This window comes from Seonamhaeicola sp. NFXS20 (genome assembly GCF_049132085.1).
Taxonomy (GTDB): domain Bacteria; phylum Bacteroidota; class Bacteroidia; order Flavobacteriales; family Flavobacteriaceae; genus Seonamhaeicola.
In genome coordinates this window covers 1-15,905 of the sequence record NZ_JAFMPU010000007.1, presented here as the reverse complement: position 1 = coordinate 15,905, position 15,905 = coordinate 1, and the positions used below count along the sequence as shown (strand labels likewise).

The following is a 15,905-nucleotide window of genomic DNA, read 5'->3' as shown; positions in this document are numbered from 1 at the left end:
AATACTATTAAAATAATATTTTTAAGGTTTTTGTGAGTCACAAAACAAACTTATCACATATTACCAAGTTTTTAAATAAGAATTTTCTAAAAACAGATATATTTCTTCTTAAAACACTATAAATCATTAAAAAATTAAAAAATAGCAAATAAAAAAGCGGCATAAAGCCGCTTAAATATAAATAGATTAAGTTTCTATAAATTTGGAATAATTAGTTCCTGATCTGGATAAATTAAATCTGGGTTTTTTAAAATATCACTATTAGCATTAAAAATTTCTTTATATTTCATGGCATCACCATAGTAATGCTTTGCTATTTTACCTAAGGTTTCACCACTTTTTACAACATGTCTATGGTAAACACTTTCGTCTGCAACTTTAATATCTGCCATAATATCAGATGGGTTTTCGCCACCAATTTCTTTAATCTTATCCCAAATTAGGTTTTTTTCATATTGAGTATTTGCTGTACCCCATACTTTAAGCATATCGCCTTCAACTTGCACATCGCCGTTTTGAATATTTAAAGATTCTCCTAAATCTAAAATCTCTTGGTATTTTGCTTTTACTGCCATTTTTAAAAATTTATGTTAATGTTAAGGTTAAATATAATGAATTTATTAAGGTGATACCTTATTAAAATTTAAGTTTCTGTTAATTAAGACACAAGATATTTTAAATAGTCACATTTAATATTGTTTGTTCATTTTTAGGTAATTAAGTCAATAATATGTATTTTTGCGCTCCTTTTGGCGAATTATGGAAAGACAAAAGGAACGAAATAGTAGTAAAATTAACACTTCTGTGTGTTATTTGCTTAATTCTTTCCAAGCATGCAGAATACAAATCACAATGTAGTTACTTTTCCTTTTATAATATGGGAATTTAAACATTGTTTAATTATTAAATGGCTGAAAAAGCAAAACAAGCTGAAGTTGAAGCACAAGAAACTTCAACAGTAGAAGAAGCTCCAGTAGTATCTGAAGCTCAAGCAAATCCTGAAAAATTCTTAAAAGAGTTTAACTGGCACAATTACCAAGAAGGTATTGATGAAGTTGATGATAAACAACTAGAAGAATTTGAAAAATTAGTAGCAGAAAATTTTGTAGACACTTTAAATGATGAAGTTGTTGAAGGTACAGTAGTTCACATTTCTGATAGAGATGCAATTATTGATATCAATGCAAAATCTGAAGGTGTTATTTCATTAAATGAGTTTCGCTACAATCCAAACTTAAAAGTAGGAGATAAAGTAGAGGTATTAATTGATGTTCGTGAAGACGCTACAGGACAATTAGTATTATCTCACAGAAAAGCAAGAGTAATTAAAGCGTGGGATCGTGTAAATAAAGCACACGAAACTGGTGAAATTGTTAACGGTTTTGTTAAATGCAGAACTAAAGGTGGTATGATTGTAGACGTTTTTGGAATTGAAGCATTCTTACCAGGATCTCAAATTGATGTAAAACCAATTAGAGATTACGACCAGTATGTTAACAAAACTATGGAATTCAAGGTTGTAAAAATTAACCACGAATTTAAAAACGTAGTAGTTTCTCATAAAGCTTTAATTGAAGCTGATATTGAAGAACAAAAGAAAGAAATTATTGGTCAGTTAGAAAAAGGTCAAGTATTAGAAGGTGTTGTTAAAAACGTAACTTCTTATGGCGTATTTATTGACCTTGGTGGTGTAGATGGATTAATTCACATCACAGATCTTTCTTGGTCTAGAATTAATCACCCTAACGAAATTGTAGAATTAGACCAAAAACTTAATGTTGTAATCCTTGATTTTGATGAAGATAAATCAAGAATCCAATTAGGATTAAAACAATTAAGTAAACACCCATGGGAAGCTCTTGCAGAAGAGGTGAAAGTAGGTGATAAAGTAAAAGGTAAAGTTGTTGTAATTGCAGATTACGGCGCATTTATTGAAGTAGCTGATGGTGTTGAAGGATTAATTCACGTTTCTGAAATGTCATGGTCTACTCATTTACGTTCTGCTCAAGATTTTGTTTCTGTTGGAGATGAAGTTGAAGCAGTTATCTTAACACTTGATAGAGAAGACAGAAAAATGTCTTTAGGTATTAAGCAATTAACTCCAGATCCATGGACAGATATTACAGGTAAATATCCATTAGGTTCTAAGCATACAGGTGTTGTTCGTAACTTTACAAACTTTGGTGTTTTTGTAGAATTAGAGGAAGGTATTGACGGATTAATTTATATTTCAGATTTATCTTGGACTAAAAAAATTAAGCACCCAAGTGAGTTCTGTTCTGTAGGAGATAAATTAGATGTTATTGTATTAGAATTAGATGTTGAAGGACGTAAATTAAGTTTAGGTCACAAACAAACTACTGAAAACCCATGGGATAAATACGAAACAGAATTTGCTTTAGATACAACTCACAAAGCAACTATTGAAGAAATAGTTGACAAAGGAGCTACTGTTAAATTTAATGATGATATTGTTGCATTTGTACCTTCTCGTCACTTAGAAAAAGAAGATGGTAGCAAACTTAAAAAAGGAGAAGAAGCTGAATTTAAAATCATTGAGTTTAGCAAAGAATTTAAACGTGTTGTAGCATCGCATACAGCAATCTTTAAAGAAGAGGAAGCTAAAAACGTTAAAGCGGCAGCTAAAAAAGCAGCAGCAGCGGCGGCAGAAGCTAAACCTACTTTAGGTGATGCAAATGATGCTTTACAAGCGCTTAAAGATAAATTAGACGGAAAATCTTAATTAAAATTAAGATTTTCTAAATAAATTAAAGCCTCCAAGAAATTGGAGGCTTTTTTTTATACGTTCATTGTGAGTGCAGTGAAGCAATCTGTTTATAGATAAAGAGACTGCCACGTCGTGCCTCCTCGCAGTGACGGTTAAGAACTACCGCTGCGAACAGGTGCGCAAGGGATAGTAGTGGAAAGCCCACAGCTTCTACGCCTAAGCGTGAGAGCGAGGACTTGCAGCGGATAGCCCGACCCTTTTGGGTTGCGCCAAATAAAGTTTGACAATAATGGTTTTTACTTCTAATTTTTTGCATTACCTTTGTATTCCAAATACGTTTGGATAGTATATGAGTCAAAAAGTTTTACTTAACGCAAAAGAGGTAAACATCATTCTTCACCGATTGGCTTGTCAACTCATTGAAAACCATAATGATTTCTCTAACACAGTTTTAATAGGTATACAACCCAGAGGTAAATACTTAGCAAATCGTTTGGCTAAAATGCTAACCGAAGACTATAAAGTTAAAGATATACAATTAGGACATCTAGATATTACATTTTTTAGAGACGATTTTAGACGGGGAGAAAAAATTCTAGAAGCCAACACTACTGAAATTAACTTTCTGGTTGAGAATAAAAATGTAGTTTTTATAGATGATGTTTTATATACAGGCAGAAGCATTCGGTCTGCATTAACAGCAATTCAATCATTTGGAAGACCCAATGAAATAGAACTTTTAACGTTAATTGATAGACGTTTTAGTAGGCATTTGCCAATTCAGCCTAATTACAGAGGCCGTCAAGTAGATGCTATAAACAAAGAAAAAGTAAAAGTAAACTGGAAGGAAAATGATAAAGAAGACGCTGTTTACTTAATTGAAACATAAATATTAACTAAAGTTTTTAAACTTTAAACCTTAAACTTAACAATGAGCGAATTAAGTGTTAATCACTTATTAGGAATTAAATATCTCAACCAAAAAGATATTCAACTTATTTTTGAAACAGCCGATCATTTTAAAGAGGTTATTAATAGATCTATTAAAAAAGTACCTTCGCTAAGAGATATTACCATTGCCAACTTATTTTTTGAGAACTCCACAAGAACAAAATTATCATTTGAACTAGCCGAAAAGCGTTTATCTGCAGATGTTATAAATTTCTCATCAGGACAATCATCAGTAAAAAAAGGTGAAACTTTAATTGACACAGTAAACAATATTTTATCAATGAAAGTTGATATGGTTGTTATGCGTCACCCTAATCCTGGAGCAGGAATATTTTTATCAAAACATGTAAATGCAAGTATTGTAAATGCAGGTGATGGTGCACACGAACACCCAACACAAGCACTTTTAGATTCTTATTCTATAAGAGAAAAACTAGGTGAAGTAGGCGGTAAAAAAATAGTAATAGTTGGTGATATTTTACATAGTAGGGTAGCTTTATCAAACATATTTGCGTTGCAATTACAAGGCGCAGAAGTTATGGTTTGTGGTCCTAAAACTTTATTGCCAAAGTATATTGATAAACTAGGGGTTAAAGTAGAAACAAATTTACGTAAAGCATTAAATTGGTGTGATGTAGCAAATATGTTACGTGTACAAAATGAACGTATGGATATAAGTTATTTTCCATCAACAAGAGAATATACACAACAGTTTGGTGTTAGTAAAGAGTTGTTAAATTCTTTAGATAAAGAAATAACAATCATGCATCCCGGACCCATTAACAGAGGTGTTGAAATTACAAGTGATGTAGCAGATTCTAATCAATCTATTATTCTAGACCAAGTAGAAAATGGTGTAGCAATAAGAATGGCTGTTATTTATTTGCTAGCATCTAAAATAAAACAGTAAATTATGATTTTTGATCAAGACGGAAATATTACAATTATAACTCAAGAAAAAGCCACAACTGTAGAGTTGGTTAAAAAACTTCAGACTTTATACCCAAAATATAAAAACAATAATATTATAGTTAATTTAACTACACTAAACAAAATTAGTATAGAAGAAATAGTTGAGTTTTTACAACTATCTAATACACATAGAGCAGCTAAACAATCTTTTGTAATAGTTACTAATAAAATAGATTTAGAAGAAGTTCCAGATGAAATTATTGTTGTACCTACCATACAAGAAGCTTATGATATTATTGAAATGGAAGAAATGGAGCGAGATTTAGGGCTTTAAAATACAAATTTGTTAACTGTTAGGTTGTTAAGCTTGTAGCATACAACAAAACAACAAGCAAATGAACAACAAAAATAATTAATGAAATTAACCATTTTAGGCTGTTATAGTGCCACACCAAGAATTTTAACTAATCCAACATCTCAGGTTTTAGAGACGCAAGGACATATGTTTTTAATTGATTGCGGAGAAGGTACCCAAGTAGAGCTAAGAAGACACAAAATAAAGTTTAATAGAATTAAACACGTATTTATTTCTCATTTACATGGCGATCATTTTTTTGGTTTAGCTGGCTTAATTTCAACCTTCAGACTGCTTACTAGAGAAGCAGACTTGCATATTTACGGCCCAAAAGGAATTAAAGAAGTTATTACGTTACAAATGAAATTAGCCGATTCATGGACAAATTATAATCTTATTTTTCATGAATTGACTTCAACAGAATCTGAATTAATTTTTGAAGACGAAAAGGTAGAAGTACATACCATTCCTTTAAATCATAGAGTATATACCAATGGTTTTTTATTTAAAGAAAAAGAAGGAAAACGAAAATTAAATATTAAAGAGGTTGAAGAAGCTAATATTAATGTAGCTTATTATAGAAAACTAACACAAGGGTTTGATGTTGAAAATGAAGATGGAGTAATAATAAAAAATGAAACCGTTACAAAAAGTGGGGAGAAACCAAAAAGCTACGCCTTTTGTAGTGATACAATGTATAAAGAAGATATTGTACCATTAATAAAAAATGTAGACTTATTATATCATGAATCAACATTTTTAGAAACTCAAGCACATTTAGCACCAAAAACTAAGCATTCTACAGCAAAACAAGCCGCTACCATAGCAAAACAGGCTCATGTAGGTAAGTTGCTATTAGGCCACTATTCTACGCGTTATAAAGACCTTAGTGGCTTTAAAACAGAAGCACAAGAAGTATTTGAGCCAGTTGAACTAGCAGAAGATGGTAAAACTTTTGAGTTTTAATTTAGCTCTTTTAATTTAACTGTCCAGTTTATTGCTTCTTCTAAAGACAAACATCTTTTTATACTATTATCAGAAAACTGTTTTTCAATTGTAGCATTCATAAAAGTCATGGTGCTATAAGTAACAATGGCACTTGCTACAATTATATTGTATTCTTCCTTAACCATATTCCATGATTGAGGATTCATTGAGTAAGAGTTTACTCTGTTAGAAATGTAGCCTAATTTCACGTCACTTCCATAAAAGGTAATAGCCTCATCCATAACTTCTTTTATCATATCCCAATCAAAATGAACTCCATCATTTATTTCAGACAAGATAAATTTTTCAAAAAAATAAAAATTTCCAAAAGGCTTTACAATTTCAACATGTTTAAGGTTGTTAAAAAACTTAGAATTTTTAAATTTCATAATTAGTTATTAGGGGTATCAAACTTAATAAAGTTCTTTAATATTTAATAGCTAATGTGAAATTTAATTTTTGTTATTTTGTACTATTATGGAAACAGATTTAAGTAATTATAGAAAGTCTTATGAAAAGGGTGAGTTACTATTAAATGAAGTACCTGAAAACCCTATGGAGTTGTTTCAAAAATGGTTTTTTGAAGTTGATAAATTTTTCACAGAAGATGAAACAAATGCCATGACAATTTCTACTTTTGGCCTTGATGGATACCCAAAAAATAGGGTAGTATTGCTTAAGAAATACACCTATGAAGGTTTTATTTTTTATACCAATTATTTAAGTGAAAAAGGGAGAGCAATAGAACAAAATCCTAATGTTTGTTTATCGTTTTTTTGGCATGGTGCAGAACGTCAAATTATTATTAAAGGAAAAGCTGAAAAAATAGCTGAAAATTTAAGCGATGGTTATTTTGAATCTAGACCACGTGGTAGCCAGTTAGGGGCTTTAGTTTCAAACCAGAGTGAGGTTATAGATAATAGAGAATCTTTAGATAAAAAATTATCTGACTTAGAAATTAAATATTGTGGTAAAGAAATACCAAGACCAAAACACTGGGGTGGTTATATTGTAAAACCAGTAGAGTTTGAATTTTGGCAAGGTAGACCTAATAGGTTACATGATAGAATAAGATACACACTTTTGCCAGATTATAATTGGCAAATAAATCGATTATCTCCTTAATTAACCCGATGAAATACATTTATAAATACGTTGAATTACATTTAATCGTTAAAATATGTTTTTAATCGATTTGAAATATGTCGTTTATCGAATTTAATATTTAACATATGTAGTAGCAGTATATAGTTAATAACTTTATAAGACCAAATCTAAATTTACCTACTTATGAAGTTGTTAACAAAACTGCCATTATTGGCGCTATTAGCTGTTTTGAGCTTCTCTTGCTCAACAGACAGTTTAGATGATAAGACTGAAGAAATAGAGTTAAGCCTTATTACACCAGAAACAAAATCAATAGAAATTGAAATTTTAGAGTATATAAATGACTACAGGTTATCTTTAGGCTTAAAACCTTTAGAAAGTATGACCATAGTTAAATCTGTTGCATACAGTCATACAGATTATATGCTTGATACAGGAGAGGTTTCTCATGATTATTTTTATACACGTAGTAATTATTTAAAAGAAAATGCCGGAGCTGTAAAAGTATCTGAAAATGTTGCTTACGGTTATAGTACTGCAGAAACCGTTGTAAACGCATGGTTAAAAAGTGAAGGACATAAAGCCAATATAGAAGGTGATTTTACCAATTGTGATGTTGCTGCTGAAATGAATGATAAAGGCAGATGGTATTTCACTAATATTTTCATAAAAAAATAGCGTAACTCATTAGTTACGTAAACCTAATAACCTTATTTGATTTACTGATTATTAGCAGCTTTACATAATAGAGGTATTGTGTAATTAAAAAATTAAATAGGTTATTTTAATGACTTTTTGTTGTTAAATTTAGCTTTAGGTAAAACCCTTTCATTTCTGAAAGGGTTTTTTATTATATAGTTATTATTTGTTTTAAAACTTCTTAGTATATGAAAACACAAACCATCAATAAAATTAATCTCTAATGATGGTTTGTGAGTTATAATATATTAATATCTATTATTTCATTTTTACAACAATAAATTGTGTGCGGCGATTTAATTGATGTTCTTCTTCTGTACATTTAGCTGTTCCATCACATTTATTGGTTAGTTTTTCTTCTCCATAACCTTTATATTCTGTAATTCTGGAAGCGTCTACACCGTTTTTAATTAAATAATCATATGTTGCTTTTGCTCTTTCCTGAGAAAGAATAAGATTATAAGCATCAGGACCTCTAGAGTCTGTATGAGATTCTATTTTAATAACCATATTAGGGTATACATTTGTCATTAAATTAACAATTCTATCTAATTCAACTGTACCATCTTCTCTAATGTTATATTTATTAAAATCGAAGTAAATAGGGTATAGTTCTTCAATAGGAATATCTTCAATAGAAACCGGATTTAGCGATATATTTGTTGTTATGCTTGTTACACTTTTTTTAATTCCTTTTGAGGTAATATTTTTAGTGTTATCAACATAGTTTTCTTTTTTAGTATCAAGAATATAATTAGAATCTCTATCAATATTTATTTGGTAATAACCATTTTCATCTGTAACTAAGTCTGCAATTTTATTACCACCAATATCTTTTAAAGTAACTAAGGCATTAGCTACGGGTTCATTGCTATTGGCATCTGTTACGGTGCCTTCAATAATTAAATTAGGAATTCTATCGTAAGCATAAATGTCATCACCACCAACGCCACCATTTCTATTAGAGGCAAAGAAACCAGATAACCCATCTTCATTCATAAAAAACGAAAAATCATCTTTACTGGAGTTTACTGGTACTCCTAAGTTTATTACGCTTACTATATTGTTGTTTTTATCTAAAACAGTTCCAAAAATATCAAGCATGCCTAACCCTGGATGACCATCTGAAGAAAAGAATAAAACACCCTCACTATTTACAAATGGGAAGCGCTCATTTTTATTAGTATTAATTATACTTCCTGCGTTTTGTGGTGTTCCGTATGTACCATCTTCTTTTATATCAACGTAATAAATATCAGAACCACCATATCCACCAGGCATATCAGATGCAAAATATAATTTTGTTTCGTCATGACTTAAAGCTGGATGCCCATTAGAATATTGATTGTTATTAAAACTAAGTTCTTCAATATTAGTCCATTCTCCATCTATTAATGTGGCTTTATAAATCTTTAGATTAGTAATGCCATTTTGATCATTACCTAATATATTTTTATTGTAATCATTTCTTGAGAAATACATGGTTTTACCATCTTTAGTAATGGTAATAGGACCTTCATGATAAACAGTATTTACATCTCCTTTTAATTTAGATTTATGGTTTACAATACTATCGGTACGATTGCTTGTTGTATAGATATCTAGAAAAGGTTCTCCATTCCATCCATAAATATGTTTAGAAGAAACACCTTCGTCTCTTGATGAAGCAAAATAAATAGTACCGTTATGTTCATAGGCCCCAAAATCTGCATATTTTGAATTGAACTTAACATCGGTTAAAAAGTATTGTTGTTTGGCATTAAAAATAGAGCTTATAAAATCTTGGTCTTTTGAAAAATTAAGATCATTAATTTTACCACCTTCTTTTTTGTATTTGCGTAACCATTTACGAGATTCTTTATAATCTTTTATCCCTCTTAATGCTTGTGCATAGTTATAATAATATGCTATAGGAATGTTTTTTTGCTCAACTACTTTTTTATAGTAAACAACAGCACTATCTGGATTACGCATAAATGCATAACTATCTGCTAATTGTCTTGTAGCATATTCTGCATTATAGTTTTTGTTAATAAGTTCTTGATATACTTCTACAGCATTTGCAAAAGCGAATTTATTAAATAAATTATCTGCTTTTTTTTGAGAGCCATATTGAGCATACGTAGTAATACTAATTAGTATAGCAAAACAGGCTATTATGTAATTTTTTAATTTCATGGGGTCTTTTTTAAATTAAAAATCTACTGGTTATAGTTTATGTAAACACACAAATAGTTGTGAGTTTATTCCATTTTTACCACAATAAATTGTGTACGACGGTTTAATTGATGTTCTTCCTCTTCACATTTTGAACCATCTTCACATCCATTTGTTAATCTACGTTCTCCAAAACCTTCATGTGCAGTAATTCTTGCAGGATCTATACCGTTGGAAATTAAATATTCATACGTAGAATTAGCTCTATCAATAGATAATTTATCATTATAAGTAAGCGCTCCTCTTGAGTCTGTATGAGATTCAATTCTAATGACCATTTCTGGATAATCATTAGTCATTAAATCAACTATTTTATCAAGTTCTTCGGCAGCATCTTCACGTATTTTATGACTATCAAAATCAAAATAAATAGTATTTAATTCTGCTAATTTCACCACGTTAGGAACTGGGTTTAATAATAAATTAGCATTAATAGTAATTAACTCCGTTTGAATATTTTTTGAAGTGAATTCTCTATAATCTTCAATGTATTTATCTTGACTTGCAACAATTTTATAATCTTGGTTTCTGTCTATGTTTATTTGATAAAAACCGTTTTCATCAGTTTCCATATAAGCAATTTGGTTGCCTTTATCATCAAATAGAGTAATTTTAGCGCCTTCAATAGGTTGTGTATTAATGGCATCTGTAACTACGCCTTCAACATGTAATGTTGGTTCTCTATGGTAAGCATAAATATCATCAGAACCACGGCCACCAGTTCTATTTGAAGCAAAATAACCAGTTATACCGTTTGGGTTCATAGTAAAAGAAAAATCGTCTTTGTTTGAGTTAATAGGTACTCCTAAATTAACCACATCGGCAATGTTTCCTTCTTCATCTTTAATAGTTGCAAAAATGTCTAAAAGTCCTAATCCAGTATGTCCATCAGAAGAAAAGAATAGTACATCTTCTTGATTTATAAAGGGGAAACCTTCAGCATTTTCTGTGTTTATTATTGGACCTAGGTTTTTAGGCTCACCCAAAGTACCATCTGGATTGATGTCAACTACATAAATATCAGAACCACCATAACCACCTGGTCTATCTGAGGCAAAATAAAGTTTGTTATCATCTTTATTTAATGCAGGGTGCTGCGTAGAAAAAGCATCACTATTTATTGATAGGTCTTCAATATCTGTCCAAATACTATCTCGATAGGTAGCACGGTATATTTTCATATTGGTCATGCCTTTTTTATCCTTAAATTCAATTTGATTACTGAAATTATTACTAGAGTAGTACATGTGTTTACCATCTTTAGTAATAGTAACAGGCCCATCGTGATAAATTGAATTGACATCACCTTTTAGTTTTCCTGTGTGATCTACATTTCTTCTAGATCCAACATCTGTTACATAAACATCTAAAAAAGGTTGTTCATTCCAACCGTATAAGCGTTTTATAGAAACACCTTCATCTCTAGAAGAAGCAAAATATACTTTGCCATTATGCTCAAAAGCACCAAAATCACTGTATTTTGAGTTAAATCTAACTCTATCTAAAAAATATTGCTTTTTGGCATTGAAAACACTGGTGATAAAATTTGCATCTTTTGAGAAGTCGTTAGAATTTACAACACCTCCAGAATCTTTATATTTCTTTAACCAGATACTAGACTCTTTGTATTTTTTTATACCGCGTAAAGCTTGTGCGTAGCGATAGTAATAATCAATAGGAACATTTTCTTGTTTAACAACACTTTTGTAATAACGAGACGCATTTTTAGGATCTCTCATTAACGCGTAACAATCTGCTAAACGTCTTGTTGCGTAATCTTTATTATAATTTTTTTGAATAAGTTCCTGATAAACTTTAGCAGCTTTAACAAAAGAAAATTTGTTAAATAAAGTATCTGCTCTTTTTTGTCTTCCTTGTTGGGGGAAAGCAGAAAAACTTAAAGCTAGTGTGATACAAACTAATATGTAATGTTTTAATCTCATATCATGATTTATATTAGAAATATCTTGGTGATTTTAGTTTAGAACTTAAGAATTTGAATTCATACATTAATAAAATTTCATGAGTTCCTGATGTATAATCTGCAATATCTGAAATTGGTTTTTCGTAGGCGTAACCTATACGTAGTTGCCTAGATATTTGAAAATCTGCAATTCCACCAATAGCTGCAGTTTGCTCATTAATTCTATAAGAGCCACCTAGCCATAACTTTTCATTAAACAAGAAGTTTGCTGTTAAATCAAAAGACAAAGGAGCTCCGTTAGTGGCTTTAATTAAACCAGCTGGTTTAAATTTAATGCTTTTACTTAGGTCTATCACCCCGCCAACTGTAAAGTAGTAACTAATACGTTCTAAAGCCTCAAAATCATCATTTTTATTGCTAAAGTCGTTATTTAATATTCTTGGAGCAGATAAGCCTGCATAAATTCTATTGGTACTCCAATAAACTCCAGCACCTAAATTAGGGGTCCATCTGTCTTCTGTACCATAAATTAAGGGGTCATTTTGATTATCTGGATCTAGACGAAAATCTGTATCAAAACTAAACTGTGTAAAACCAGCTTTTAATCCAAATGATAATTTTCCATCGTATCCTGTTGGTATTGAATATGAGAAATCTCCATATAGGTATGAAAAGTTTTGCGGACCTAAATCATCTTCTATAAAAGATAATCCTAAACCAATTCTATCATTACGTAAAGGGGTGTGAATTGAAAAAGTTTGTGTAATTGGTCCACCTTTAAAACCAACCCATTGGCTACGGTGTAATCCTACAATGCTTAAAGCCTCTCTGCTACCAGCATAGGCAGGATTTACAGAAATTGTATTGTACATGTATTGTGTAAATTGAGGTAATTGCTGCGCAATTCCTGTAGCACAACCAAACAATGCAAAGGCTAATATTAAATGTTTTAAACGTGTCATAGGTTAAGGTTTTTTATTTGGTTCCGATATAAAGTGGTCCAGTAAATGGAGGCAATCCACTATCTTTTATAGTTATTATATAATAATATGTTCCGTTAGGTACTTTACCAGCACTACCAACAGATGCTTTAGAGCTAGTACCATTCCAATCATTTTGATAATCATCAGATTCGTACACTAAGGCTCCCCATCTATTGAAGATTTTCACATTATATTCAAAACCACATAGTTCAATTCCTTTTATTTCAAATGTTTCATTGTAGGCATCACCATTGGGTGTAATAGCGGTAGATATATCTACATCTTTTTCGCCACATGGTAAAACAACACAGTCTGCATGAATGTTCATTGTTATTTCTGTGATACTTATACATCCTTCATTAGTAGTTGTGTATCTAAATCTGTAATCAATTCCGCCGTCATCAGGTAAGAAATCAAAGCTCAATTCTAAGGTGGTAGGGTCAAATATATTACCTGTTAATGTTGCCGCAGTATCACCTTCTAACATTTCCCAAGTACCGTTAGTGTTTAAATCTTCTGGTAATAAATCATTCATATTTATAATGCCTTCATCAAAACACCAATCTGGAGCAACAATGTCTGTAATTATTTCATCTAAAATAACGTTAAGAGTTTGAGTGTATATAGCTTCATTGTTACATTCATCTTTTACAGTCCATGTTCTAGTAATTATATAGTCTTCATAAACATTTTCTTCATAAGTACTAGTTTCATTAAACACTACAGTTAGATTGTTAGAACAGTTATCTTCAAACTCTAACTCTGGAGCATCAGGAATGTCTGTACAGCTTACATCTAATGTTTCTTCATATGTTGAAGTTGGAGTAGGGGCTGTAGTATCTTGAACAGTAATTATTTGTGTGTGTTTTGTTGTTAATCCGCATTCATCAGTAGCTGTATAGGTTCTATTAATGATGTAGTTGTTAGGGCAATCACCATCAGTTATTACATCTTCTACGGTTACTTCTGCATCACCACAATTATCAGTTGCAGTTAATGTTTCTACATCTGGAATATTATCACATTCAACTGTGATATCAGTTGGAAGATTAGATTCAAACACTGGAGCTGTAGTATCTTGAACTATGATTGTTTGAGTATGTGTAGTTGTTAACCCACACTCATCAGTAGCTGTCCATGTACGCGCAATAACATAGCTGTTAGGACAATCTCCGTCAGTTCTTACGTCTTCTACAGTTACCGAAGCATTACCACAATTATCAGTAGCTGTTAATATTTCGGCTTCTGGAACAGCATCACACTCTACAACTAAATTTGTAGGAGGAAGCGTTTCAACAAAAGTTGGAGGTGTTACATCTTGCACAGTTATAGTTTGAACATGAGTTTTAGTTAACCCACAATCATCGGTTGCTGTATAGGTTCTTTTAATTATATAATTGTAAGGGCAATTACCGTCAGTTCTTTCGTCTTGAACTGTTACAGTTGCGTTACCACAATTATCAGTAGCAGTTAAGGTTTCAGCTTCAGGTACCCCATCACATTCTACTGTAATGTCACCAGGTAATTCGGTTTGATCAAATTCTGGAGCTGTTAAATCAGATGTTGAAATTATCTGATCTTTACTTACAGAGTTTCCACAAGCATCTGTAGCGGTCCAAGTACGAGTAATAGTAAATGTACCTTCGCATGGGCCTTCTGTTTTAACATCAATAAATGTAATATCAGGATTGTCATCACAGTTGTCAGTTGCTGTTGCTGTTCCAAAAGAAACAGGTGTTAAATCATCACTACATTCAGCAGAAACATTAGGCGGTAATGTCAATTCAGGAGCAGTAGTGTCTTGAACTGTAATGGTTTGCTTATGTGTAGCTGATACATCACAAATATTAGTTGCAACCCAAGTTCTTTCAAGAACATAAGTATTAGCACAATTGCCATCTATTCTATTTTCAGTATATACAACATCAATAGCGCCACAAGAATTCGAAGCCGTTAGAACTACAGGAGCAGGAACAGCATCACATTCTACTGTTATGTCTGTTGGTAAAGTAGCTTGATCAAATACGGGTTCTGTTGGTTTGGTAAATGTATATGTTGATGTTAGGTTGAAAGTTTCACATAAATCTTCAACAGTCCATGTAATAGTTATTGATCCACCAGTACAGAAATCAATAGAGTCATTGTTATAATCGCTTGATATAACTGGAGAACAACCACCTGTAAGACTTCCACTAATTATTCCTTGTTGAGAATTATACCAAGCTGCAATATCAGCATCAAGTTCTGCTTGAGCAGTATTTAAATCATCAGTATTAAATTCACATGCATCTGAAGAATCATCAGAAAGGGCATCATAAGTAATAGCACTAGCAGGATTTACAGTATAAGTAGCCGCAACATTAATATTTTCGCAAATATCATCAATAGACCAAGTGATGGTTATAGAACCACCAGTACACAAATCAATAGATTGGTTAGTAAAGTCATGAGTTACTTCAGGAGATCCACCAGTAAGAGTACTAGTAATGATATTAGTTTGCTCTGTTACCCAATTGGCAATATTTGCATCAAGGTCTGTTTGCGCTATAGCTGGGTCATCATTATCAAAGTCGCAAGTATCTACAGTTTTGTTAGAAGGATTAGTAAAACTAATACTATCTGGTTGTGTAAAGGTGTAAGTAGCTGTGATATTATTAATAGTTTCACATTTATCAGTAATTGTCCAAGTAACGGTAACACTACCCGAAGAACAGAACGTTAATGTTTGTCCAGCATAATCATTAGTTATCACAGGAGAACACCCATTAGCTACGCTTCCATTAATTGTTGCGTCTTGTGCAGCTATCCACGCCGCAAGGTCAGCATCAAGATTAGCTTGTGCTGTAGTGGGGTCTGGGTCATCTAACTCAGAAGCTGTAACAGAATCATTAGATGGTGCTGTATAAGTAATAGCACTAGGCGGTGTAACAGTAAAAGTAGCCGTGTCTTGCCCACTTTCACATAAATCAGTCACATTAAATTCAACGCTTACAGCACCACCATCACATAAATCAGGTGCAGTTAATGAACTAATATCAGTAG

The 15,905-nt window shown here is 31.7% G+C and carries 13 protein-coding genes; 7 read left to right on the top strand and 6 right to left on the bottom strand.

Translation table 11 applies throughout. The features are described from left to right. Positions 1 to 194: 194 nt before the first annotated feature. Positions 195 to 575 carry a LysM peptidoglycan-binding domain-containing protein gene (locus J1D01_RS11060; protein ID WP_421150853.1) on the bottom strand — a complete coding sequence of 127 codons (381 nt, stop codon included), beginning with the start codon at positions 573 to 575 and terminating at the stop codon, positions 195 to 197. A gap of 332 nt (positions 576 to 907) precedes the next feature. On the opposite strand from J1D01_RS11060, the gene rpsA reads away from it, so the two are divergent. From rpsA to J1D01_RS11035, 5 genes are all read left to right on the top strand, one after another. Continuing rightward, positions 908 to 2,743 (top strand): 30S ribosomal protein S1, encoded by a 1,836-nt coding sequence (gene rpsA / locus J1D01_RS11055; RefSeq protein ID WP_372937357.1) that lies wholly within the window; start codon positions 908 to 910, stop codon positions 2,741 to 2,743. A gap of 334 nt (positions 2,744 to 3,077) precedes the next feature. Continuing rightward, positions 3,078 to 3,617 carry a bifunctional pyr operon transcriptional regulator/uracil phosphoribosyltransferase PyrR gene (pyrR, locus tag J1D01_RS11050; RefSeq protein WP_372937356.1) on the top strand — a complete coding sequence of 180 codons (540 nt, stop codon included), beginning with the start codon at positions 3,078 to 3,080 and terminating at the stop codon, positions 3,615 to 3,617. A 42-nt stretch (positions 3,618 to 3,659) separates the two neighbouring features. Then, on the top strand, positions 3,660 to 4,589 hold the full coding sequence (locus J1D01_RS11045; protein ID WP_076701008.1) for an aspartate carbamoyltransferase catalytic subunit: 930 nt from the start codon (positions 3,660 to 3,662) through the stop codon (positions 4,587 to 4,589). A gap of 3 nt (positions 4,590 to 4,592) precedes the next feature. Continuing rightward, the gene (locus J1D01_RS11040) at positions 4,593 to 4,925 is read left to right on the top strand and encodes a ribonuclease Z (RefSeq protein ID WP_421150852.1); all 333 of its coding nucleotides are present in this window, start codon (positions 4,593 to 4,595) and stop codon (positions 4,923 to 4,925) included. A gap of 81 nt (positions 4,926 to 5,006) precedes the next feature. Then, positions 5,007 to 5,912, top strand: coding sequence for a ribonuclease Z (locus tag J1D01_RS11035; RefSeq protein WP_372937354.1), 906 nt, complete (start codon positions 5,007 to 5,009; stop codon positions 5,910 to 5,912). Here the strand turns inward: J1D01_RS11035 and J1D01_RS11030 are convergent. Then, positions 5,909 to 6,322 (bottom strand): hypothetical protein, encoded by a 414-nt coding sequence (locus J1D01_RS11030; RefSeq protein WP_372937353.1) that lies wholly within the window; start codon positions 6,320 to 6,322, stop codon positions 5,909 to 5,911. The two genes, J1D01_RS11035 and J1D01_RS11030, sit on opposite strands and share 4 nt — an antisense overlap. 88 nt (positions 6,323 to 6,410) lie before the next feature. On the opposite strand from J1D01_RS11030, the gene pdxH reads away from it, so the two are divergent. Next, on the top strand, positions 6,411 to 7,058 hold the full coding sequence (gene pdxH / locus J1D01_RS11025) for a pyridoxamine 5'-phosphate oxidase (protein WP_421150851.1): 648 nt from the start codon (positions 6,411 to 6,413) through the stop codon (positions 7,056 to 7,058). Positions 7,059 to 7,223: 165 nt separating this feature from the next. Then, positions 7,224 to 7,718 (top strand): CAP domain-containing protein, encoded by a 495-nt coding sequence (locus tag J1D01_RS11020; RefSeq protein WP_421150850.1) that lies wholly within the window; start codon positions 7,224 to 7,226, stop codon positions 7,716 to 7,718. A gap of 279 nt (positions 7,719 to 7,997) precedes the next feature. On the opposite strand, the gene J1D01_RS11015 is transcribed toward J1D01_RS11020, so the two are convergent. From J1D01_RS11015 to J1D01_RS11000, 4 genes are all read right to left on the bottom strand, one after another. Beyond that, positions 7,998 to 9,917, bottom strand: a complete 1,920-nt coding sequence (locus tag J1D01_RS11015; protein ID WP_421150849.1) for an OmpA family protein — start codon at positions 9,915 to 9,917, stop codon at positions 7,998 to 8,000. A 65-nt stretch (positions 9,918 to 9,982) separates the two neighbouring features. Beyond that, positions 9,983 to 11,899: an OmpA family protein gene (locus tag J1D01_RS11010; protein WP_421150848.1), complete on the bottom strand. Its 1,917-nt coding sequence runs from the start codon at positions 11,897 to 11,899 to the stop codon at positions 9,983 to 9,985. 13 nt (positions 11,900 to 11,912) lie between these two features. Next, on the bottom strand, positions 11,913 to 12,842 hold the full coding sequence (locus J1D01_RS11005) for a PorP/SprF family type IX secretion system membrane protein (RefSeq protein ID WP_372938038.1): 930 nt from the start codon (positions 12,840 to 12,842) through the stop codon (positions 11,913 to 11,915). A gap of 13 nt (positions 12,843 to 12,855) precedes the next feature. Beyond that, on the bottom strand, positions 12,856 to 15,905 hold a 3,050-nt coding region (locus J1D01_RS11000; RefSeq protein WP_421150847.1), incomplete at its 5' end, for a gliding motility-associated C-terminal domain-containing protein.